This is a genomic window from Ruegeria sp. CDSC085, assembly GCF_059610465.1.
Genome location: NZ_JBXWNR010000030.1, coordinates 1 through 19,399, shown reverse-complemented (window position 1 = coordinate 19,399; position 19,399 = coordinate 1). Strand labels below are relative to the sequence as shown.

At 53.9% G+C, this 19,399-nt stretch carries 28 protein-coding genes; 8 read left to right on the top strand and 20 right to left on the bottom strand.

Annotated features, from left to right (window positions below; translation table 11 throughout):
- From AC2FJB_RS21895 to AC2FJB_RS21860, 8 genes are all read right to left on the bottom strand, one after another.
- On the bottom strand, window positions 1–401 hold a 401-nt coding region (locus tag AC2FJB_RS21895), incomplete at its 3' end, for a class I SAM-dependent DNA methyltransferase (protein ID WP_496720949.1).
- 248 nt (window positions 402–649) lie between these two features.
- The gene (locus AC2FJB_RS21890) at window positions 650–1,192 is read right to left on the bottom strand and encodes a hypothetical protein (RefSeq protein WP_496720951.1); all 543 of its coding nucleotides are present in this window, start codon (window positions 1,190–1,192) and stop codon (window positions 650–652) included.
- A 22-nt stretch (window positions 1,193–1,214) separates the two neighbouring features.
- Complete coding sequence (locus tag AC2FJB_RS21885; RefSeq protein ID WP_170766490.1) at window positions 1,215–1,505, bottom strand: addiction module antidote protein; 291 nt, start codon at window positions 1,503–1,505, stop codon at window positions 1,215–1,217.
- Between the two features lie 5 nt (window positions 1,506–1,510).
- Window positions 1,511–1,804 (bottom strand): type II toxin-antitoxin system RelE/ParE family toxin, encoded by a 294-nt coding sequence (locus AC2FJB_RS21880; protein WP_496720953.1) that lies wholly within the window; start codon window positions 1,802–1,804, stop codon window positions 1,511–1,513.
- 115 nt (window positions 1,805–1,919) lie between these two features.
- A complete protein-coding gene (locus AC2FJB_RS21875) occupies window positions 1,920–3,776 on the bottom strand; it encodes a ParB/RepB/Spo0J family partition protein (RefSeq protein WP_496720955.1) in 1,857 nt (618 codons plus the stop codon).
- A 74-nt stretch (window positions 3,777–3,850) separates the two neighbouring features.
- On the bottom strand, window positions 3,851–3,997 hold the full coding sequence (locus AC2FJB_RS21870) for a hypothetical protein (protein WP_496720957.1): 147 nt from the start codon (window positions 3,995–3,997) through the stop codon (window positions 3,851–3,853).
- Window positions 3,998–4,100: 103 nt separating this feature from the next.
- Entirely contained in the window at window positions 4,101–4,505 is a 405-nt protein-coding gene (locus AC2FJB_RS21865) for a DUF3768 domain-containing protein (protein ID WP_496720959.1), read from the bottom strand.
- 525 nt (window positions 4,506–5,030) lie between these two features.
- On the bottom strand, window positions 5,031–5,300 hold the full coding sequence (locus AC2FJB_RS21860) for a WGR domain-containing protein (protein ID WP_496819083.1): 270 nt from the start codon (window positions 5,298–5,300) through the stop codon (window positions 5,031–5,033).
- 272 nt (window positions 5,301–5,572) lie between these two features.
- On the opposite strand from AC2FJB_RS21860, the gene AC2FJB_RS21855 reads away from it, so the two are divergent.
- Together AC2FJB_RS21855 and AC2FJB_RS21850 are read left to right on the top strand one after the other, a co-directional pair.
- Window positions 5,573–5,965 carry a GFA family protein gene (locus tag AC2FJB_RS21855; RefSeq protein WP_496720963.1) on the top strand — a complete coding sequence of 131 codons (393 nt, stop codon included), beginning with the start codon at window positions 5,573–5,575 and terminating at the stop codon, window positions 5,963–5,965.
- A gap of 117 nt (window positions 5,966–6,082) precedes the next feature.
- Window positions 6,083–6,517, top strand: coding sequence for a DUF4275 family protein (locus AC2FJB_RS21850; RefSeq protein ID WP_496720965.1), 435 nt, complete (start codon window positions 6,083–6,085; stop codon window positions 6,515–6,517).
- A 195-nt stretch (window positions 6,518–6,712) separates the two neighbouring features.
- Here AC2FJB_RS21850 and AC2FJB_RS21845 read toward each other — a convergent pair whose 3' ends face one another.
- Window positions 6,713–7,138, bottom strand: coding sequence for a VOC family protein (locus AC2FJB_RS21845; protein ID WP_496720967.1), 426 nt, complete (start codon window positions 7,136–7,138; stop codon window positions 6,713–6,715).
- A gap of 104 nt (window positions 7,139–7,242) precedes the next feature.
- Between AC2FJB_RS21845 and AC2FJB_RS21840 the strand changes: the two genes are divergently transcribed.
- Window positions 7,243–7,836 carry a TetR/AcrR family transcriptional regulator gene (locus AC2FJB_RS21840; protein ID WP_496720969.1) on the top strand — a complete coding sequence of 198 codons (594 nt, stop codon included), beginning with the start codon at window positions 7,243–7,245 and terminating at the stop codon, window positions 7,834–7,836.
- 233 nt (window positions 7,837–8,069) lie between these two features.
- Here AC2FJB_RS21840 and AC2FJB_RS21835 read toward each other — a convergent pair whose 3' ends face one another.
- The 4 genes from AC2FJB_RS21835 to AC2FJB_RS21820 all read right to left on the bottom strand — a co-directional run bounded on the left by AC2FJB_RS21835 (window position 8,070) and on the right by AC2FJB_RS21820 (window position 10,221).
- Window positions 8,070–8,315 carry a hypothetical protein gene (locus AC2FJB_RS21835; protein WP_496720971.1) on the bottom strand — a complete coding sequence of 82 codons (246 nt, stop codon included), beginning with the start codon at window positions 8,313–8,315 and terminating at the stop codon, window positions 8,070–8,072.
- A gap of 14 nt (window positions 8,316–8,329) precedes the next feature.
- On the bottom strand, window positions 8,330–8,851 hold the full coding sequence (locus tag AC2FJB_RS21830) for a hypothetical protein (RefSeq protein WP_496720973.1): 522 nt from the start codon (window positions 8,849–8,851) through the stop codon (window positions 8,330–8,332).
- A gap of 705 nt (window positions 8,852–9,556) precedes the next feature.
- Complete coding sequence (locus AC2FJB_RS21825) at window positions 9,557–9,910, bottom strand: hypothetical protein (protein WP_176865328.1); 354 nt, start codon at window positions 9,908–9,910, stop codon at window positions 9,557–9,559.
- 59 nt (window positions 9,911–9,969) lie between these two features.
- Window positions 9,970–10,221, bottom strand: a complete 252-nt coding sequence (locus tag AC2FJB_RS21820; RefSeq protein WP_282121187.1) for a hypothetical protein — start codon at window positions 10,219–10,221, stop codon at window positions 9,970–9,972.
- Window positions 10,222–10,443: 222 nt separating this feature from the next.
- Between AC2FJB_RS21820 and AC2FJB_RS21815 the strand changes: the two genes are divergently transcribed.
- Together AC2FJB_RS21815 and AC2FJB_RS21810 are read left to right on the top strand one after the other, a co-directional pair.
- Window positions 10,444–10,983: a hypothetical protein gene (locus AC2FJB_RS21815; protein ID WP_496683572.1), complete on the top strand. Its 540-nt coding sequence runs from the start codon at window positions 10,444–10,446 to the stop codon at window positions 10,981–10,983.
- Window positions 10,984–11,154: 171 nt separating this feature from the next.
- On the top strand, window positions 11,155–11,355 hold the full coding sequence (locus AC2FJB_RS21810) for a hypothetical protein (protein WP_113789405.1): 201 nt from the start codon (window positions 11,155–11,157) through the stop codon (window positions 11,353–11,355).
- Window positions 11,356–11,409: 54 nt separating this feature from the next.
- Here the strand turns inward: AC2FJB_RS21810 and AC2FJB_RS21805 are convergent, their stop codons facing one another.
- A complete protein-coding gene (locus tag AC2FJB_RS21805; protein WP_113789413.1) occupies window positions 11,410–12,141 on the bottom strand; it encodes a Crp/Fnr family transcriptional regulator in 732 nt (243 codons plus the stop codon).
- 155 nt (window positions 12,142–12,296) lie between these two features.
- Here AC2FJB_RS21805 and AC2FJB_RS21800 point away from each other — a divergent pair, with 155 nt between their 5' ends.
- Window positions 12,297–12,533, top strand: a complete 237-nt coding sequence (locus tag AC2FJB_RS21800; protein ID WP_298855054.1) for a hypothetical protein — start codon at window positions 12,297–12,299, stop codon at window positions 12,531–12,533.
- Window positions 12,534–12,568: 35 nt separating this feature from the next.
- Entirely contained in the window at window positions 12,569–12,865 is a 297-nt protein-coding gene (locus AC2FJB_RS21795) for a fatty acid desaturase (RefSeq protein WP_496720976.1), read from the top strand.
- A gap of 245 nt (window positions 12,866–13,110) precedes the next feature.
- Here the strand turns inward: AC2FJB_RS21795 and AC2FJB_RS21790 are convergent, their stop codons facing one another.
- From AC2FJB_RS21790 to AC2FJB_RS21775, 4 genes are all read right to left on the bottom strand, one after another.
- Window positions 13,111–13,242, bottom strand: a complete 132-nt coding sequence (locus AC2FJB_RS21790; RefSeq protein ID WP_268952749.1) for a hypothetical protein — start codon at window positions 13,240–13,242, stop codon at window positions 13,111–13,113.
- A gap of 98 nt (window positions 13,243–13,340) precedes the next feature.
- Window positions 13,341–14,963 carry a chaperonin GroEL gene (groL, locus tag AC2FJB_RS21785; RefSeq protein WP_496720977.1) on the bottom strand — a complete coding sequence of 541 codons (1,623 nt, stop codon included), beginning with the start codon at window positions 14,961–14,963 and terminating at the stop codon, window positions 13,341–13,343.
- Between the two features lie 259 nt (window positions 14,964–15,222).
- Entirely contained in the window at window positions 15,223–15,522 is a 300-nt protein-coding gene (locus AC2FJB_RS21780) for a hypothetical protein (RefSeq protein ID WP_496720978.1), read from the bottom strand.
- Window positions 15,523–15,734: 212 nt separating this feature from the next.
- Window positions 15,735–15,986, bottom strand: coding sequence for a hypothetical protein (locus tag AC2FJB_RS21775; RefSeq protein WP_496720979.1), 252 nt, complete (start codon window positions 15,984–15,986; stop codon window positions 15,735–15,737).
- Window positions 15,987–16,370: 384 nt separating this feature from the next.
- On the opposite strand from AC2FJB_RS21775, the gene AC2FJB_RS21770 reads away from it, so the two are divergent.
- The gene (locus AC2FJB_RS21770; protein WP_496720980.1) at window positions 16,371–17,627 is read left to right on the top strand and encodes a class I SAM-dependent methyltransferase; all 1,257 of its coding nucleotides are present in this window, start codon (window positions 16,371–16,373) and stop codon (window positions 17,625–17,627) included.
- A gap of 566 nt (window positions 17,628–18,193) precedes the next feature.
- Here the strand turns inward: AC2FJB_RS21770 and AC2FJB_RS21765 are convergent.
- Window positions 18,194–18,748, bottom strand: a complete 555-nt coding sequence (locus tag AC2FJB_RS21765) for a neutral zinc metallopeptidase (protein WP_496720981.1) — start codon at window positions 18,746–18,748, stop codon at window positions 18,194–18,196.
- A 187-nt stretch (window positions 18,749–18,935) separates the two neighbouring features.
- Window positions 18,936–19,121, bottom strand: a complete 186-nt coding sequence (locus tag AC2FJB_RS21760; protein WP_496720983.1) for a hypothetical protein — start codon at window positions 19,119–19,121, stop codon at window positions 18,936–18,938.
- Window positions 19,122–19,399 lie beyond the last annotated feature (278 nt).

Genomic DNA, 19,399 nt, shown 5'->3' with positions numbered 1-19,399 from the left:
AAACCCGCCAGTACTGCCACGGCGCCACTGTAATCTGGAAGAAAGGCGCAAACGGAAGACGCGCAGATCAAATCGAAACCTGAGAACCCGGTCTCCAAGTCCTGTACATTTCCCGCCAGCATATCTCCGTGAACGGCCCTGACATTGGGCAGGTTCTTGGCCTTCAGGACCGCAATCATATTCTCCGAGGTATCAACCGCGACAACTTCCTCCACATGCGGTGCGATTTTCTCCGCCAGCAATCCGGTGCCACATCCAAAGTCGAGCACACGCTTTGATCGCCAATTCTTCCCGCAAAGATTCAGGTGCTCGTCGAGCGAAGCAAATGCGCGACTCGCGTAATATCTGACGTCGCTATTGTCGTCCCAACCATCGGCGTAGTCGTTCCAGTCGTCAGTCATATCGCTTGCGTTTCCTTATGGATTCCGGTCGGCTCCACCACATGTACGCTAAGGCAGATGCGCCAATGGGAACGCGCGACATTGGCGAGGATAGCGACAACAGTCAATATGGGTTTGAAACGGCCATTGGCGGCGAATGAAGCAGCCGAGGCGGAACCTCAATTGACAATCATTCACATCAAGAAAAGGCCCGCCGAAGCGGGCCAGTCAGTACAACCTCAGGGAACTCTAGAGGTATTGAACACACGCTAACGCTTGCGCGCACGATCGACAACACCGTCAGCTGTGATGGTGGCAATACGATCCTCGGTGCGCCGGGTCATTTCCACCCCGTCACCCGTCATATGCGCCTCGGCAAATTCGGTGAACTTGAAGATGCTGCCATCGGCTTCGACATGGGTTTCATCTTCCGCCGAGCGACGCTTCACCGAACCGTCGTGGCGGATTTCAATGATCGTGTTGTCGGCCATTCGGACCGTCACGGAATGCTCATCCACGGCCACACCCTGCCACCACATATCCGCGTCCCGGCGCACAACAATGCGGTTTGGATGCAGCTTGATCTGCACATCCTGTGCGGCTTCCGCATCAGCGGCTTTCACCACAACAATCGCCTCTTGCGCGCTGAGGTCACTATGGATCGACGCGCTTCCGTTTTTTGGCGGCCAGAGCTTTGGCTGTTCGCGCGGCTTGCCCTTCTGATCCGTATGAAACCCGACAAACATCTGCGCAGATTTCCAGATGCGGCGAATGGTCTTTTCGGCTGTCGAAGGAGCTGCATCGGTAGACATGGCGGGTTGCCTTCTAAAACGGTTAACTCACGTGCATTTTAGGGGTGAGCGTCACACCCACAGCACTCAGCACTTTGAGGATAGTGCCAAATTCGGGATTGCCGTTTTCGCTAAGTGCGCGATAGAGGCTTTCCCGAGACAGGCCGGATTTGTCAGCTACACTCGACATACCTTTGGCCTTAGCAACATCGCCAAGAGCTGATGCGATCAGGGCCGTGTCACTGGTTTCAAAAGCCGCTTCAAGATAGGCTTGAATGGCTTCGGGGCTGTCCAGATAGTCAGCCGCTTCAAACTTCGTTGTTTTGACACCCATGTTTTTCACTCCAACTCTTTTGCCATCGCTTTGGCGGTTTTGATGTCCGCTTGCTGGGATGACTTGTCTCCCCCGCAGAGCAAAATGATCAAAACATCACCGCGCGACACGTAGTAAACGCGATACCCCTTACCCTCAGAAATACGCAGTTCACTCACACCTTCACCAACCGGCTTCACGTCACCGAGATTGCCCAGGCTCAACCGCGTGATGCGAACCAAAATCCTGGCTCTCGCCCTTTGGTCCTTCAAGCCCTTGAGCCACTTATCGAACAGGGCCGTCTTACGAATTTCTATCATACCTAAATGTAGCCTACAAGCTACATCCTTTCAAGTGATCGAAGCGTAAAGCATTGAATTAAAATGGAACAACGCGGCTGGCAGGTAGGGCGCTGAGCGCCCTACCCTGATGGGTTCAGAAGCAATCAGGAACCCACGCATCAATCCGGGCTTTCTGTGCCTCGGTCACGCCCAGTGCAGCCTGATGTTCATTGTCATTGAACAGCTTGTGCATCGCCTCGTTCTTCGCGCCTTTCTTGGATTTCGTGAAGGCTTTGAACATGTCGGTGTCGACATGCAGGTCCAGCAGGTCTTTGTAGAGATCATCCAGCTGCCAGCCCTTCAAGCGCTTGAAGCAATTCTCAGCCGAGGGCGTCCAGATCGCGCGGAGGTTCGCGCCGATCGCATTCTCAATCTCCGCCATGAACTCCGGGCGTTGGGTCAGGAACCGCCGGGCCAGAAAACCTGTGATCTCTCCATTGCGGGTCTTTTTGCCCAGTTCGCGAAACGCTTTGAACGCCTCGACGCAACCTTGTGTGGCCATCTCGTGAAATTGGTCATAGGCTGCCTCTGCCGCCGCATCCCGCTCCCCGCCAAGACGCGGGTCGAGGATGAACTGGTCGTCAATCTCAGGCGTGTTCCGTTCAGCGCCACCATAGCCAAACCCAAACAGATTGCTGGTCAGACCGGAAGCCGGGGTGGTGGAGAAGGCAAACAGGCTCAACACATAGTCAGGCTTGTCCAGCAGGGCCGTTTGAACCGCCGCCAGCCGGATCGCCACCATGTCATCGATGAACTTCTGCGAATAGGCCGGTTTTGGTTTCTCTACGGTCTCTGGCTCTTTGACTGGGGCCAAAACACCGGCCTCTATGGCGGCCTGTTCATGTTCCGCCGCGACATAGGCCGTGGAGGTTTTGATCTCACCAGTGTTGCCTACATAGAGGAACACGCCGGACAGCTTGCGCTGATCGTCAGAATAAAACGGCGCGGCATAGTTCTCGAGCGCTGCAAGTTCCTTTTCGCCTTCCTCATCCAGAGCCTCACCCTCATAGAGTTCGGCCAGTTCGTCATACCGCTCAGACTGTTCTTCGGAGAACTCCCTGCTCACCATCTCCAGACGGTGCATGCCTTCAGTGCCTGTGAACCCATAGGGAATGTAGCTTTCATCATGGGTGTCCACCCAGTCCCAGCCTTCCGCTTCGCGCAGCTTCGCTGCTTCTGCCGCCAGCTTCTCAGCAAACAGGTGATCAAGTAGCGCGCCTTCATTGAACAAAGTTTCATCGGCAAACAGATCAGCGGTGACGGTACCACCCGCTGCAACATAAGCCTCCTGCCCGACAAACATGGCCTTGCGGTTGGTGCTGCTGACAGCCTCAGACGTCAGGGCCTGCTTGACATCATGCTCACTGAACCACCGACACTCTTTAGCCTGTTCCAGCACTTGCAGAATTTTCTCTTCCTCGGTGCTCACCGTCATGGCCTTGGCCAGCCCCATGCTGATCTCACCGGCCTTGAGCGCGTCCAATACGGCGGAGGGCAGATCGGCCAGCGCAAGGCGGCGGCGCACATGCGCCTCGGTCACACCAAACGCATTGCTGATCTTGGCAACAGACAGGGATTTCGCGGCCATTTTACCATAGGCGCGGACTTCGTCCACCGGGTCCAGTTCCTCGCGGGCCGTGTTCTCCGCATTGGCCCATTGTTCGGCCACAAACGGGTTGTCTGTGACTTTCACGGGAACCTGAGCCAGATCGGCGCGCTCGGTCACGGCGATGTTCAGCGCCCGCAGACGACGGCCACCAGCAACGATGGCGACTTTGCCATCCGCATCGCGCAGGCCGCTGAGGTTCTGGATCAGGCCGCACATGACCAGGCTGTCAGCCAACAGGGTGATGCCTTCCTCAGAAACCTCCTGTCGTGGGTTCAGATCAGACAGGTAGAGATCGGACAGGGCGATGGTTTCCGGTGCGGTGAATGTTTCGATTTTGCTCATGGGGCAAATCCTTGTTTGAGTGTTTTGCTTTGTGTTAAGTGTGCCCTACCCCTTCGAGGGTAGAGCGGGGCCGCTTAGACGGCTGCGTGTTGTTTCAAGAAGGCGAGGCCGATCTTGGCGGAGAGACCTCCCTTCTTGACCAGCTCAACGGCTTCGCGCCGTCGTTGCTGCAAGGTTTCCTGACTTATTTTCATCACCCCCTTTCCGGTGTTTGCTGGCATGAACTCACCCACTGCCCGGCAGGGCATGCTTGCATGTCCCGAGAGGGGCCTTTCCTGCGCAGGTTGCGCGTGCAGACCCTGGCCCTTTTGGACAGGGCTGGTCTCAGTATTCGCTGGGGCACATGATGGTTAGAACGCGGCGCGTCACTGCGGGATCAAACGGGCGTTCAGAGCCGTACTTGTAGTCCGCGTCATAAAGATCGATTTTCCAGAACAGCTTCTGGCCGCTGATTGTCACAGCTCCGAATGTGTGATCGCCATAAGGATCATTGCCCTCGTCGAACTGGTCATCCGATGCCACTGCAGCCAAAGCGGCGGTCTGGAACTCCATCCCTTCGCCGGACACGCCCGGCGTGACGAAAACCTGTCCCTGAATGCCTTTCGAATGCATCTCAATCACCGCAGTAGGATCGATCAGGGCCTTCCGAAATAGATCATTCTGGGCTGCGATCTCTGCCGCCTGAAGGCTCGTGTCAGTCTCGATGTCATTTGTCGTCTCAAGGTTCAAAACCGTCTCTCCTTTTGTGATGCGACCTCCGGGGCTGACCCCCTTTGGTGCTGGTTTTGAGCCGAGCCCTGAAAGGGCGTCGTCTCTAAAACCTGCCCCGTGGCGAACGCGGAGAGGGGCGAGACAGGACAAATCGACAAGAGTGGTGCGGCCCGCAGCGCAACGCGCGAGGACACGGTCTTGTCTATTTGTCTTGTCCGAGGGGAGAGGCTGCGCCTTCCCCCTGACGTCGGGCGGCGTTTGGCTTGTCCAAATCCCGCCTGACCCACAAAATAAGGAAAAGGATCTTCGATCCTGCGGGAGCGCAAAAGGGATCATCACCCGAATGGGCAGATCACCACGGCATGGACCGACCATGACCCAAAGCCCCTGCCCCGGCTCGCAAGAGACGGTTCAGGGGCTACTGGCTCAGGGAGATCATGCTGGGGTGTTCTGGGTGGAAGCCGGCATACCGGCTGGAACCTGGAGCCCGGTCACGAGACGGCAGGCTCGGGATTTGCTACGGAAACAGATTGCAGCCCGAGGTCACTCTCCGACCGGGACATACCCTCGACGGCGCTTTTGCTTTTGGAGTGTCTGGAGCGCTTCAGCAGCCTGGGTTTCGTCTTCGTATGTCACCATCATGGCCTGCCCGTTTGTACCAATACGTCCCCAGGTCCGAAGGACGCACACTTCCCCAAACAGCGTCGGCTGCAACTCTATTCCATAGAACCGCGCCATGTTGACGTCGGGATCCACATGGATCAGGTGGACGGGTGTGGTCGTTGACAGCTCCATGACATGATTGTCGATCAATAAAGCTCGTCTGTCCAATTACATTGGGAGATACATTCAATAGGAACGATTCAGAATTAGAATGGAAGCGAACGAACCCTCCCACTGCAGAGGGTAGGTCTTGCCACAAGCCGTCACATTGTAGTTAGCACCTGAAATCCAATCGCTTCGTTACATCTGGGGGTTGAAGTGAGCGCGAAACACCGACCCATTTTGAACCTGTTGTGGCGATGAGCCAGAACACATACGCTGTTCGCCTAGCTTCCCAAGCGGAATAGAAGGATGGAGGCAGCATGGCTCAATCGATTGAAGGTGGATGCTATTGCGGTGAGGTTCGATATCGGATCACCGGTGATCCAGTGATTCAACTCATGTGTTTCTGTAGCGACTGCCTGTCGATGACCGGCACAGATGGATACGCCGGATACATGATTTACTCAGATGATCTGCAGCTCCTGAAGGGCAAATCATTAACGTTTGAGAAAACCTCTGAAGAAGGACGCCCCGTCATCAAGCACTTTTGCGGCACCTGCGGGTCAAATTTATGGGGCGTTACCTCTTTCGGACTGACCAGTATCGCTGCTGGTACCTTGGATGATCCGAGTTTATTCAAACCAACTAAGAAGGTATTTGTGAAGGATTCCCCTGATTGGGCTCGGATTCCTCCCTACTTGGAGGAAATGTAGTGAAGAAAGCAAAAACGGCCCAATGTAGACCTTGATCATTGTCAGGCTCGTTTCATGCGGAATAAAATTTCGCTAATCTGCCCGCTCCACAAATTCTTGGTTCAAGGCTAGACGGGGATGATCTCGAACAAAACCCAGGTTGAGCATTTCCTCATATTTCAATCAGTCGACTTTGTTCCACTCTCTCCGGTCGAGAGCGAGCAGGTAAAAACCGACTGGCTTGCAACATATGTATTGAGAGTAAAGAAAAACACGGGCGCTTGGATTCACAACGGTTTTCGATGGCACGGTTTTAGCTACGGACTTCAATCTGCCATCACAGGTTCAGATGCTGTGATTGGGTATCAGAAGCAATGGCCAGCCCCTTACGTAGTTTTCGACGAGAACAATGACTGGGCTTACTCGTGTACCTCCGATCGATATCCCGACTTCACTTCATTCCAGGCAGACATTTACGTGGCCCATCACAACATGAAATGGACAATGGTATTCACGCATGAACAGCCGGATTTAGGGCCCTATCTCGCATTCAAATCGGAAAAAGTGAATTGATGGAATTTACCAAGCATTGGACAGAGTTTGGTATCGCGTCAGGTTAAACTGTCTAAATCTCCGCACGCTCTGCCTTTCGCGTATTCAGGATCAAAGGTATGGCCAACAACATCGAATGCACCAATAGTGGCGTAGATTGCGCGACACAGGTCGGCCGCGCAATCATCAATCAGAAGGTTCTTGGGGCACCTTGAATCACGTCGGTACAGCGTCGGCTGCATATTGCGACAGGAATTCCTCTGAGGGTGGGATCTGAGTGATGACGTCAATCAGTACCCCGTTTGGATCGCGATAAATCGCATGGCGTTGACCAAACGGCTCGCTCACAAGTGACTTTGCGACAGGAACTCCTTCTGACCGAAGTCGTTCGTCCACCTTGTCGACATCCTCGACTTCAAAATTGAGGATCATACCCTTAGACGCACCGCGGGAAACCTCAGGGATCGTCTCGTGGTCTGACTGGACGACTGCGAGATTGACCGACGGATCCGCTTCACTTTGTAGATGAACATACCAATCCGCCTCGAATGCCGAGCGGAAGCCAAAGTGGCGTTTGTAGAACTCTGCCGTCTCAGAAACCGTTTCAGACTGAATGACCGGGTAATATTGAGTGACACGCATTTCTTTATCTCCCTGACTTACATGCATCGTGTATGTAACATCGAATTGCAAATACATGCAAGATGTATGTAAGGTGCTTATTGTGATATTCGGAGCCATTAATCTTGCCCCCAGAAAAACCCGCCCGACGCAGCCAGGCAGACCGACGCGCCGAAACGCGTGCCAAACTCGTAGAGGCTGCCCGAGAATTGTTTGTGGATTCGGGATTTGCCGATACTGCAACCCCAGACATCGTGCGTAGGGCCAACGTAACCCGCGGCGCGCTGTATCATCATTTCAAGGACAAGGCTGACCTTTTCCGCGCCGTCGCAGAAGAGGAGGCCAAAGCAATCTCACACCACATTGACCAGGAAACGCGCAATGTGGCCGATCCCGAACAGGCCATGGTGACAGGATCAAATGCCTTCTTTGATGCGATGTTGGTTCCAGGTCGGGTGCGCCTCCTGATGGAAGAGGCCCCAGCGGTATTAGGGCACAGCACTGCTGTCGCGTTGACCCGGGCCAATGGAACAGAAGAACTTCGTGAAGGGCTTTTGCGGGCTCTTCCTGAACAAACATCAAAACAGATCGATGCTTTGACTAATCTGTTGTCGGCCGCGTTTGATCGCGCAGCCCTTGAGATCACCTATGGTGGCGATCCGGAGGTCTACAAAGAGGTTATGAACCATTTGATTGGTGAAGTGCTAAAGGGCAACTAGCAGACCTCAAAAGCCGCGCAGTAAGGATCCCTGCCCTTTCTTCCGTGACTTACTCGGCCCACAGCTGCCATTCATCGGGTCAGGCCACGCCGCAACGCAGCTTCATCATACCGGCCATTCGCTGCGCGGGCGAGATCCGTGCGTTGTGATAGGTCGGCACCGCGGACGCAGAGAGCTTTCGCATTATCTCGGACAACGACGCCAGGCAGTCCTAAAAACAATCAAGGGATCTATCACGACCGGCCGCCAGAGCGGCGGCGACCTTGACTGACGCCTTCCGGCACGGCCGCGCGCCAAGCAGAGGTGCCCTTGCAGCGGGAACAGATGCGTTCGCCAAAACCTTCGGTCCAGAAAGAGGATTTGCAGCGCAAGCAGAACCGTTCCTTGGGCGCATCTGCAAGCGCACGCTTTGGCGGGTCCGAGACGATGAATTCCTTCTTCTTTTGCATCAGTTCCTCGCTTTCCATTGACTCAGGCATTCGCTTCTTCCACTTCATTCAGGTACAAGCGAAGTGGCCTGTTGGCATGGCATCCCTTCATTTTCGGCGTTCTGAATTTCAGAGCTGTCCTGCGAAAAAACTTGCGGGGTCTCGTCTTTGGGACTTTGGTCAACGAGATCGATATTCTCCCGCGTTGTCCGCGATCCCGAGTAAAGATGGCGCAATTGGGCCTCGGATACCCCGTCGGCCTGCATCACAAGCTGCACCATTGGGTCTGCCAGCATTTCTTCTAGAAAAACATCAGACAGCTCTCTTCCTGAAAGCTTGTCCTTCGCGCGGGCATTGTCGAGATCAATCAATGAAACGGTTAGGCTCCGGGTTAATCCCGGATGGGAAATGCGTGGATGCAGGTGGACAACAACTGAGGCCTTCCAAGCTTCCGGGTCTTGGTGATCCGGAGGCGAGGCGAGTTCGGTTTCGATTTCATACTCGCCGGCGGGGAGCGTTTCTGCAAAACCGGGCACTGTGAATGGCCAGTCGAAAACTGCGATGGTCTTGCTGAATTGGTCATCCATTGCAGTGGTCCTTTCGATTAAGGGCCAGGTAGGGCTCGCCAGCCCGTTCCGGCGCGACTCTCGGGGTTTTTCGAGATTGGCTGAACCGGTCTTTGCCGCCCTGATTGTCGGTTTCCTTATTCGACGGTTCAGCAGGACGGCAGACCTAATAGCCAGGTCATTGAAAGACTTGATCCCAATCGATTTCGGATTTTCCACTGAGACCTCGGTGCGTCGGTCAGACCCGAAAATTCGCACGTAGCCTATCAGCATATGGGGTTTGAAGGGCCGATTTACTACGGCGCGTTGCCAAGCAAATCAGCACATGACGCTCGGTATCGGACCGCGGAGCGCTATTTGAGAAGTTACAACAACTTCAAATTTAGGCAGGCTTCGCTATCCCCGTTAGTTTTGGCAAGTTTTCCTTGCATAGTCGAATTCTCGCGACATCCGGCGCGTTTATGCCCCCATAAGAGCGTTGTAGTTCATGCCTATTTTCATTTCGCGCCTGACGGGCCCGGTTGGTTTGGCTGAGCCGGTGTGATCGCTTGTTGCGCCGCGGTAGATTGTACCTGAGGGAAATTTCAGACTGCTTGCATCGGTATCCCACTTTCTAACATCAAGGGTCGAACAGGTTCCATGGTCGCTTTCTAGTTGCAATCCAAACATCCCACTTACCGTAGCAAACCAGTGTGAATTGACGAGGGCGGCATTGACGCAATCATACTAAGATGCATCAAGATTCAGTCCTTCTATGCACGCTTTAGCGAGATCGCGGTTCGGGGAATCGGAACCAGGCATGGTTGCCCAACCCGCATCCATCACGGCGTCGCGTCGCTTGTACGACGTGGCAGCCTGGATCGTTGCGAGCTTTGCTAAACGCTGATTATCCGTGCGGGACATGTCGTGGCAAATTGGCACGAGCGCCGCGATCACCTGGTCCCGCGCCATTTCGCTTGCCAACTTGTTCGCGCTTCCGCCAGTCATCCAACCGCCCCAAGAAAATCCAACGACGCCGACAAACACCGCGCCGAGCAGCGCGCCATACATACCAGGTTTCAGCCATTCAGGATTGGTCATATCAAGTCCTCCAGCGGAGAAAGCGCCGCTTCGCTATGTTGAATTGTTTCACAGTGGGCCTAGTCGCAGGCAATGGCATGCTCCAGATCCTTTTGTGTTGTCATGTGCATCGTTGTTTGACCGACATGACTCCCTCGACCCCTGACCATCAGGTAGGTCGCGGTGCGTCGGTAAGCCTCAAAGCTGACGCCTTGCAGCAACTCCTCCTCGAAGAGAATTTCATACGCGCCAGCCGGAAACACGATGTCGCTGTTTCCCAACCTGAAGGCATTGGTGAACGTCACCTTTGACCTGATCGAACGCGTGAGCATCCCATACCTCCGTTGAATTGATCGCTGGATTTCCGGTACCGACCATGGTCGGCCGCATCAGTCCAGATGCCCCGTCAAGTCACAGCACTTAGGGCTATATTATTCCCAACCCACGGGCTTTATGCTGATCGAAGTTAGTACCCATCAGGTTCTTTACTGTCAGGATGTGTGCAACAGCCTCACTCCCGACAATCGGGGCTAGAAGGTGGCGCATCCAGGCAGATGCAAGTCTTTGCGCCTTGCAGCAATCAAGCAATATTGAATGCGGTATCCAACGCGTTGGTCGGTATCTTTGTCCCAACGATTTTTGTCGAGCGCCGCTCCCCCAGTCCGAAAGGAAAAATCATGTCTGTATCAGATGTTCTTCGCCCGGATGGCTCCGACTACGACCCTTTCCTGCTTGCAGAAGTGGGTGAAGACAAAACCGGTGCAACAGTCACGGTTTTGTCAGCCCTTGCGCGTCTCGGGCTCGAGCCTTGGACCGAGGCTCGTGAGCTTACACTTCTGGGCCGAGATGCAGCGCATGCCCGGCTGAAAGCGCATCTTTCAACAGTCAGAGATGTACCCACGCTTAATCATGCGAGCGGCAGTGTGGCGACAAAGTTGGTGGCCTTGTTACCTAAGCGCGTGTCGCATCGCGTTTCGAAACTGCCAGAGACAATAAAGTATAACGGCCCCAGGATCCCGATTTATTGGATGCTGATTGCACTCATGGGCGCTCTGATGTTTGCGCGGATCTTTTATCTGGCTCAAGCGGGCTAACCTGCGTCAGTACGAAGGCGCTCTGAAACCCGTTAGGTAACATGTGTCCGCTGTGTATTTGGTTGGCATTTTTTTGAGTATCTGAGGGGCGCGGGGAACATGGAGCTCCCCAAAAGAGCTGTATGAGTCTCGTGCTTCTTATTCTCGGACCGTCCAGGAAAGGACATTCCAATGAATGATGAAGACCAGAGTCAGGAAAACCACACCGTCAAACACATGGCCTCCGTTAAGGCCGCCTGGGACAAAGCGCCAGAAGGCCCCAAAAAGGCGACGGCATTGAAACACTATCAGGCCGCTGAAAGTGCCCACGAAGCAGAAAATGACGAAGAGGCTCACAAGGAACTCAAGGAAGCCAGTCGGGCGCTGATGTAACGTCACGCGTTTGAGATGTAAGCAGGATCGTCCAAAACCAGATTGTGGGCCCAATCAGGCCAGAAGCGGCCGTTTCTGATCCAGATACGCTGGATCGAAATCCGCCAGTTTAACCAGACCCTCATAGTTATTGAACGTCACAAACCCATCCCGAAATGTAACCAACTCGTCCTCCCTGAGTTTGCGCAGGACGCGGTTGACGTGAATGGCGCTCAATCCCAGTGCATCGGCAAGATGGTACTGTGTGAGCGGGCAGGCATAGCCTTTCTTGCTGCCCATCCCCACAAGCGACAGCCTGACTCCAAGTTCCAGTAGGAAATGTGCCATGCGCGCATCCGCATCACGCCGCCCAAGCCCGACAAGATGTTCGACAACCATCGCTTCGTCGCGTGACACGGCCCATAAAATTGCAGTGGCCAGCCGAGGTGTCTCTGCGAAGGCTTGCAAAAGATCGCTCACCAGAACCTCGGCGGCTTCGATATCAACAATCGGCTCAATGCCATGGTCTGACGTGTGCAACAAAACGCTGCGCAGCCCAAGGAAATCCCCTGGAATCTGGAAATCGACGATTTGGCGTGATCCGTCAGGCTGAATCTTATATGAAACAACCCAGCCAGCGGCGAGGATATAGGCAGCCTGTTCCGATTGTCCCTGATGAACAAGATCTCGGCCAGCCTCAAAGGTTCTCCTCCGCTGGTGCAATTGTTCCAAAACGGCCAGTTCCGCCTCTGCCAAGGCAACAAATGCCGAGAGTTTCTGTGTTAACGGGCTGGTGTTGGTGTTCATCGTTGGATTTCCCCGAGCCTGTAAAGACTCTACCAAGAATTTGGTATTGAGGCTACTTTCGATCAGTCCAAAATACCAAAACTCATGTGACAATAGAAAAACCATCACCACCTCGCCTGGTCACGAATCCAATGACTTTAAAAGGAATGACCCCAATGTCAGACCACCAAGATCCCGCAGGCATGGCTGCACTCTCGATCTGCGAGGCTCTTCTACTTGCCTTAAACGATCTCAATCTTCTTCAGGAACGTGAGATCGTCGGGGTTTTGCGCGATGCTGCCGTGACCCACGAGAGTGCCAATGGTTCGGAATTAGAGCAAGAAACCCATTCGGCAGTCGCCAAATTGATCAACGAGATTATTGTCAGCGGTAACTTCTCGCGCCGATCTTAGATTACGCGGCCAGGTACTTGTACGTCCTGTTGTTCGTGTTTCTGCCGACGATGTTCCTCGCTGCAATTGCTGGCATGTGGTTCTCTTACGTGCAGCACCAGTTCGAGGAAACCAGTTGGCATCGGCAAAATGATTGGAGCATTCAGGATGCGGCGCTTGAAGGCAGTTCACACTATGCACTGCCCGGAATGCTGAGCTGGATCGCCGGGAAAGTCGGAGTTCACCATGTTCATCATCTGGCCAGCCGCATCCCGTTCTATCGTCTTCCGGAAGTCCTTCGAGGTCATGACGTCCTTGCCAACACCCGGCGCATCACTCTCCGCGATAGCTAGCGCTTCACAAGCCTCGCGCTCTGGGACGAAACCGAACGCATCGTTATAGTGAGTTATGAATCAATCCGAGTATAGATCAGAAACTTCGGAAACCAAATTGCGAAGCATGCCAATACGGCGCTCCAATGGCCTTCGGACACCATGGGCCGGAGTTGCGGCTATTGCCCATGTCTCAATCCCTTCCTGACGACGCGAATCCTGCACGCTCCGCCTTGGTTGCAATCTTCGTCTTGCGACTATGAAAATTACTTTTTCTTACTCCCTATCTTGACCGGCTTCTGACCCTTTGAGAAGTCGGCCGTCGCCACGATTTTTTCCTTTGCTTTCTTTGGCTTTTTAACTTCGCGGTTGCCGCGCCTCTTGTCACCTTTCGACATCTGAGTTCCTTTCAGGTTGGTTTCTCTCAATACGTTTGCATGTTACAGATCGACCGACTGCATTGAGGTGGTCCCGTCGTTGGGTCAAAAGACCTGCGTCACGCCCTCAAGGGTCCCAAATCTGATGCAGTTCCAGACCTGTAGGGTTTTTGTGCGACCATCGCCTCGGTTGTGATCAGAAGGCTTGCAATCGACGCCGCATCTTCCAGAGCAACCCGGACAACTTTGGTGGGGTCAATGATCCCCGCTGTCAGCATGTCGACATAAGTTTCCGTTTGAGCGTCGAACCCGAAGGATGGGTTTTCGCTTTCGATGATCTTTGCCGCGACGACCGATCCGTCCACGCCGGCATTTTCGACAATCTGGCGCAGCGGTGCCTGGATTGATCGCCGGACGATCCTGATACCGGCATCCTGGTCGGAGTTGGCACCTTTAAGGGTCGCAAGCGCTTTGTCTGAATGGAGCAGCGCAACACCACCGCCTGGAACAACACCTTCCTGAACCGCCGCGCGAGTGGCGTTCAACGCGTCGTCAACCCGGTCTTTGCGTTCCGTTACCTCAATCTCCGTGGCCCCTCCGACCCGGATGATGGCGACCCCGCCTGTCAGTTTAGCAAGACGACTCTGCAGCTTTTCCCGTTCGTAGTCGGACATCGTATCTTCGATTTGGGAGCGAATCTGGGCGACCCGCGAAGTGATTGCTGATTTGTCGCCAGCGCCATCAATGACGGTCGTATCATCCTTTGAGATGACGACTTTCTTTGCGGCACCGAGCATGTCCAGCGTGACGGTTTCAAGCTTGGTCCCCAAATCGGTCGAGATCACTTGACCGCCCGTCAGGATCGCGAGGTCCTCCAGCATCTCCCTGCGGCTATCCCCAAACCCAGGCGCCTTCACAGCGGCAACTTTCAATCCGCCGCGAAGCTTGTTGACCACAAGCATGGCCAGCGCATCGCCCTCCACGTCCTCGGCAACAACCAGAAGCTGCTTTTCGGCTTCCATGACTGCTTCGAGCAACGGCACCATGTCGGCAAGAGACGACAACTTGCTCTCGTGGAACAGGATAACGCAGTCTTCCAGCTCTACGCTCATCTTGACCACATTTGTTATGAAATATGGGCTAAGGTAACCGCGATCGAAATTCATACCTTCGACCACTTCGGTTTCGGTCTCCAATCCCTTGCTCTCTTCAACCGTGATTACGCCTTCAGTGCCGACCGCAGCCATCGCATGGGCGATCTGACGACCAATCGCTACATCTCCGTTGGCGGAGATAGCCCCTACCTTCGCAATTTCAGCACTGTCGCCAACCGGTCGGGACAGGTCCTTGATCTTTGCGACGACGACCCTGACGGCTTGTTCAATACCTCGCTTCAGATCCATCGGGTTCATGCCAGCGGCAACGGCCTTCATTCCTTCCTTGACGATCGCCTGAGCCAGAACGGTAGCAGTGGTTGTGCCGTCGCCAGCCTCTTCGTTGGTGCGGGACGCGACTTCCTTCACCATCTGGGCTCCCATGTTTTCAAAGTGATCCGGAAGCTCGAATTCTTTGGCAACAGTAACGCCATCCTTGGTGATACGCGGGGCACCGTGGGATCTGTCCAAAATGACGTTACGACCTTTGGGACCAAGAGTGATCCTGACGGTGTTCGCCAGCATGTTGATCCCTGTTAGCATTCGGCTGCGCGCATCAGCACTGAATTTGACGTCTTTGGCGGACATGTCGGGAACTCCCTGAGACAAGGATTGGATGATGGTCTGCCGCGTCGGAAAAGACCGACTGGTCCATGGTCTTTTCGTCTTCGTCGAAAAGGCGACGTCGAGTGAATGGCCTCGAAGCGCTCCTTTTTAAGGTTTGCCGAGCAGAACAGCACTGGACGGAGGCGTGCTGATCGGGTGAGTTTCATTCGGGCGGGCGCGGTGGCGGTTTCTTTTTTGGGTCCACTTCAAAGTCGGGGAGCCAAACCACTACCGCGCGGAGTCACAATCGCCGAACAGTGTTTCCGGTGGCTATGATCGCGTTAATCAAGTCAGCAACGGCCTGATGGCTTTTTGTTTCCAATTCTGTTCTTGGAGCGTTTTCGTGAGTCGTCACCGCGGCGCGTAATTCCCTCGCGGCTTGGCGTTCCGGAAGCAATTTTTGATTATTCAAGGAGAGCGACGGTGCCTCACTGGTCGAGAGTGCCGCCATTCCTGCAAACTCTGTTGGGTCAGACATCATGGGCGGTTCCTGTTGCGTTAATTCATCAGGATCAGAATTGGGCCCGATGAATTCAACCATCGTTGCAGAATTTTCTGCATGTTGGACTGATTGAAAGCAGCTTCGCGTCGAATTTTCTCATGAAATTTTCGCCGCACTTGGATGACCCAATAAAAACAATCGAAAACAGACCTCTCACTCGAAAACTATCTGCAATCGTCGCTCTTTCGGGTGCTGAACGGTTGTGTTGCAAACTTTTAGAACGGCCAGAGTTAACGACATGCTGGACACATTTATCCAGCGATCACACCAAACAACCGAAAGCCCAAAGTTGTAGCGCTAGAGAGCTGCATTATTCGGATCATATAGACGACTTCAATGCCATCCAAGTTAGCGGACGCAGATGCGAAAGATTTGAACCCACACATGCGCCGAACACGCTGTATTTTGAACTGATGTTCTTGCTCGATCAGTCTATTCAGGAGTTTCGACCTTATTGTCTGTACTTTAACCGGGCAACCAAATCGCCTCAAGTTCCTGTTCACTTCTTGAAATACCTGCTGCGTTGGCTCCGCTCTTATCGATTACGGTTTTGCCAGTGCTTCCGATTGACTACAACGCTTTGGCAAAGAACTTGGTTGCTGCGAGACCGTTCCATCGCTCAGGCAGCACGAAATCATGGGTGTTCCCTGTCACCTGCTTTATCGACAGTTCGATAAAGGCGCATCCAATTGCCGCGAACACGCAGTTAAATCCGGTCCATGCGCCAGGAATTCAGCACAGGGTGCCTTTTCGATTGTGCTCGCGCGGCGATCATCGGCGAGTATTTGGGAACCTACCTATTCAATGTGGCGTTATCTACGCGCACGACCGACCGCTCTGCGGACACTAAGCGGACATAACTTGCTCCTTCAACTTGTGCGATTGCCATGGAGTGTAGTCTAATCGTGGAAGCATTGGACGACGTCACATTGTGGGTGTCATTGCTTGACCGCCTTTTGACCAAGATCATCCAAGAAGGTGAGCTTGCGGTGACTTGGCCGGATGGGCGTTGCAGCACCTATGGCCGCGGAAAAGGGCCCAGTTCAGCCATAACCCTCCACGACAAAGCGCTTCCGCGCAAATTGGTAATGAACGGCGATCTCGCCTTGGGCGAAGCCTATATGGATGAGACTCTCACAATTTCGCAAAACGATCTACGCGGCTTTGTTTCGCTAATTGTGCGCAATGCAAACAACTATGGTGGTGGGCGTTACGGCACGTCGGTCACAGGGCTGCGCAAGTCACTTAGACGTATCGCACAGTATAATCCCGTTCATATCGCGCGCAGAAATGTCGAACATCATTATGACCTTTCCGCTGATCTCTATGAACTTTTTCTTGACCAAGACCTTCAATATACCTGCGCCTATTTCTCAGATCCGGTGCAAAGCATCGAAGAGGCCCAGGTAGCAAAGAAGGCGCACATAGCCAAGAAGCTCTTAATCGAACCAGGAATGACAGTGATGGATATCGGCTGTGGTTGGGGCGGCATGTCAATTACCATGGCGCGAGACTATGGAGCGAAGGTGGTTGGTGTGACCTTGTCCAAAGTGCAGTTGGAATATGCAAAAAGCAGAGCCGAAGCGGCCGGTGTCGGGAATATGGTCGAATTTCGCCTGATCGACTATCGAGAGGTCGACGAAGAATTTGATCGTATCGTTGTGGTCGGAATGATGGAGCATGTTGGTCGGCCCCAATATCCAACGTTTTTTCGCAAACTGCGTGAGAATCTGAAACCGGATGGCGTCGCATTGGTGCATACAATCGGTCGATCCACCGCACCCGGTCGAACGTCGCCATGGATTCACAAATACATTTTTCCCGGCGGATATGCACCATCAATGTCCGAAGCCATGAAGGAGATTGAAAAGCAGGACTTGGTGACCACAGATGTTGAAGTCTGGCGCGGCCACTACGCGCGAACGCTTCAATGTTGGCAGGAAAAGTTCGAGGCCAATCTGGAATCGATCCGCGACCTCTACGATGATCGGTTTCTGCGAATGTGGCGATACTATCTGATCGTATCCGAGATGGCCTTTTCGGAACAGGGCTTGGTTGTATTTCAGTTTCAGTTAAGCCGAGGTCAGATGGTTGTTCCCGTAACCAGAGATTATTTGTGCAAAGTACCTAGTCACTTGGGTTGAGGGTCGTGGGAGTCAGCGGTTCCAAAATGCGCCGAAGGAGTCTGCGCAAGCATTCAGAACAATAAAACTCAACATGAAGACACCGAAGCAAAGGAGTCCCGCTTTGGGTTTAGAGCGGTCGTCGACAGGCAATAAAACTTCACCTTTTTCAGACAAAAACCTGACTGTCGCGCAACGGCCCATAAGAGACATTTATCGTAAGTGCCGCCGCCGCACTGCAGCTTCACCAGACCGGCCATTCGCTGCGCAAGCAACGTCAACGGGCGGATTAAGGATCAAGTCGCGGGACTTTGCGGCCATCCGCATTTTTACTCCAAAGGACCGCAGTCAGCCCGAAGCCGCCTTTGTCTCTTGCCACTATTGTTGAGGCAGAATACCCTCGCTCTCGCGGTGCGAGATTTTGGAAGCGCAGCGTGCTACCCGTCTTCGGGTGGCAATTGCAGCGTCAAGTTTTGGGATGGTAGTTAGCTTGGAACCGTTCATGGCCAAACTGAACTTCCGAAAGTGGTACAGCCCATCGATCACGACTGGTTGCGATGCGAAGGACCAATGCTACCATGGGAGCTTCAGTCTTCGCAGGGTACGCGCGTGAATACGAACGCTCCGAGATCGGCGGGTATTGGCTCGGGTCTCTTGGTGCGCAAAACGCAAATTTTCGCGGCCTGTCCATCGATATGTCTGTATCCGACTATGCTCTCATAGAAAAAATCGCCATTGATCACCAGACACTGCATGGGCGCGACTCCGACGCACGGCACTCTATCGGCGGCAATCTCAAAAACCAGTTTTTCCTCGTCATAGCCTGCAAACAGGACCAACACCGGCGGCGTGTATTGAATGCCCGAGTCTCTGAATATTTCACCCCATATAACTTCGGTGTCTGCAAGGACGACGGCCACAAACTCCTCTGTTTCATCGTTAATCTGAACAGGCGCATTTGCTTGCGGAGGAGCAACCTGACCCCCGCTACTCAGAAACGGCGTGATATCTACACCAAAAAACAGGCCGATCACCAGGACCACAATCAATCCGGCGCCGCCCATACCGGCACGAGACGCCCCACGTGATGTGTGGCGTCGGTCGTCGATATTTTTGCTTGTGCGTCGTCCTTTCCAGCGCATGTGTCCGCCAACCCATTCGGGAGTTTAAAACTAACTTCTGACGGCTCCCCGATCTACGAGGTTTGAACGGGGAACCGATCCGGAGTTCCAAAGTCTGAAGCAGTGACCGCCGATCCTAATGGACGATATCGGGTGTCACTTCGTCACCACTCAAATTGCGCTCAGGACTTTGGCGCTTCCGAATTCTTCAACCATCGATCCCTGCGGTATCGCGTGCAGTCTCAGCCGGTGTACACCGGTTGCTGACGCCGATAGTCGCCTGTTGGACCTGACGTTTCGCGGCCTTTTCCGGTGTGCAATCCGGGTCCACCACGTCACAGCCAGCAAGCGCGACCACGGCGAGCAGCGTCATGCCTCCAAGTGCTTTCATCATTGTCCCTTCTCCTTCCTTTTTTGTTCAAAATCCGGCCAGCCGCTCGGCCAACCAGAACGCGGCAACACATCCCGGTTGCTTGCCCGCCCCTACCCTGCCCGCCTGATGCCACCAGTATTCAAACCCTGGTTTCAGTAATCCGCGCCCTGGCGGGTATCCCAGAGACGCAGGATTTCTATCTGGGTGGGCATTACACGATAGATCGGATGTGTCGCAAATTTTTGGAGCGGCCAGCGACAGCGACTTATCAGACAAACTTATCCTACGATCTCTGCAAA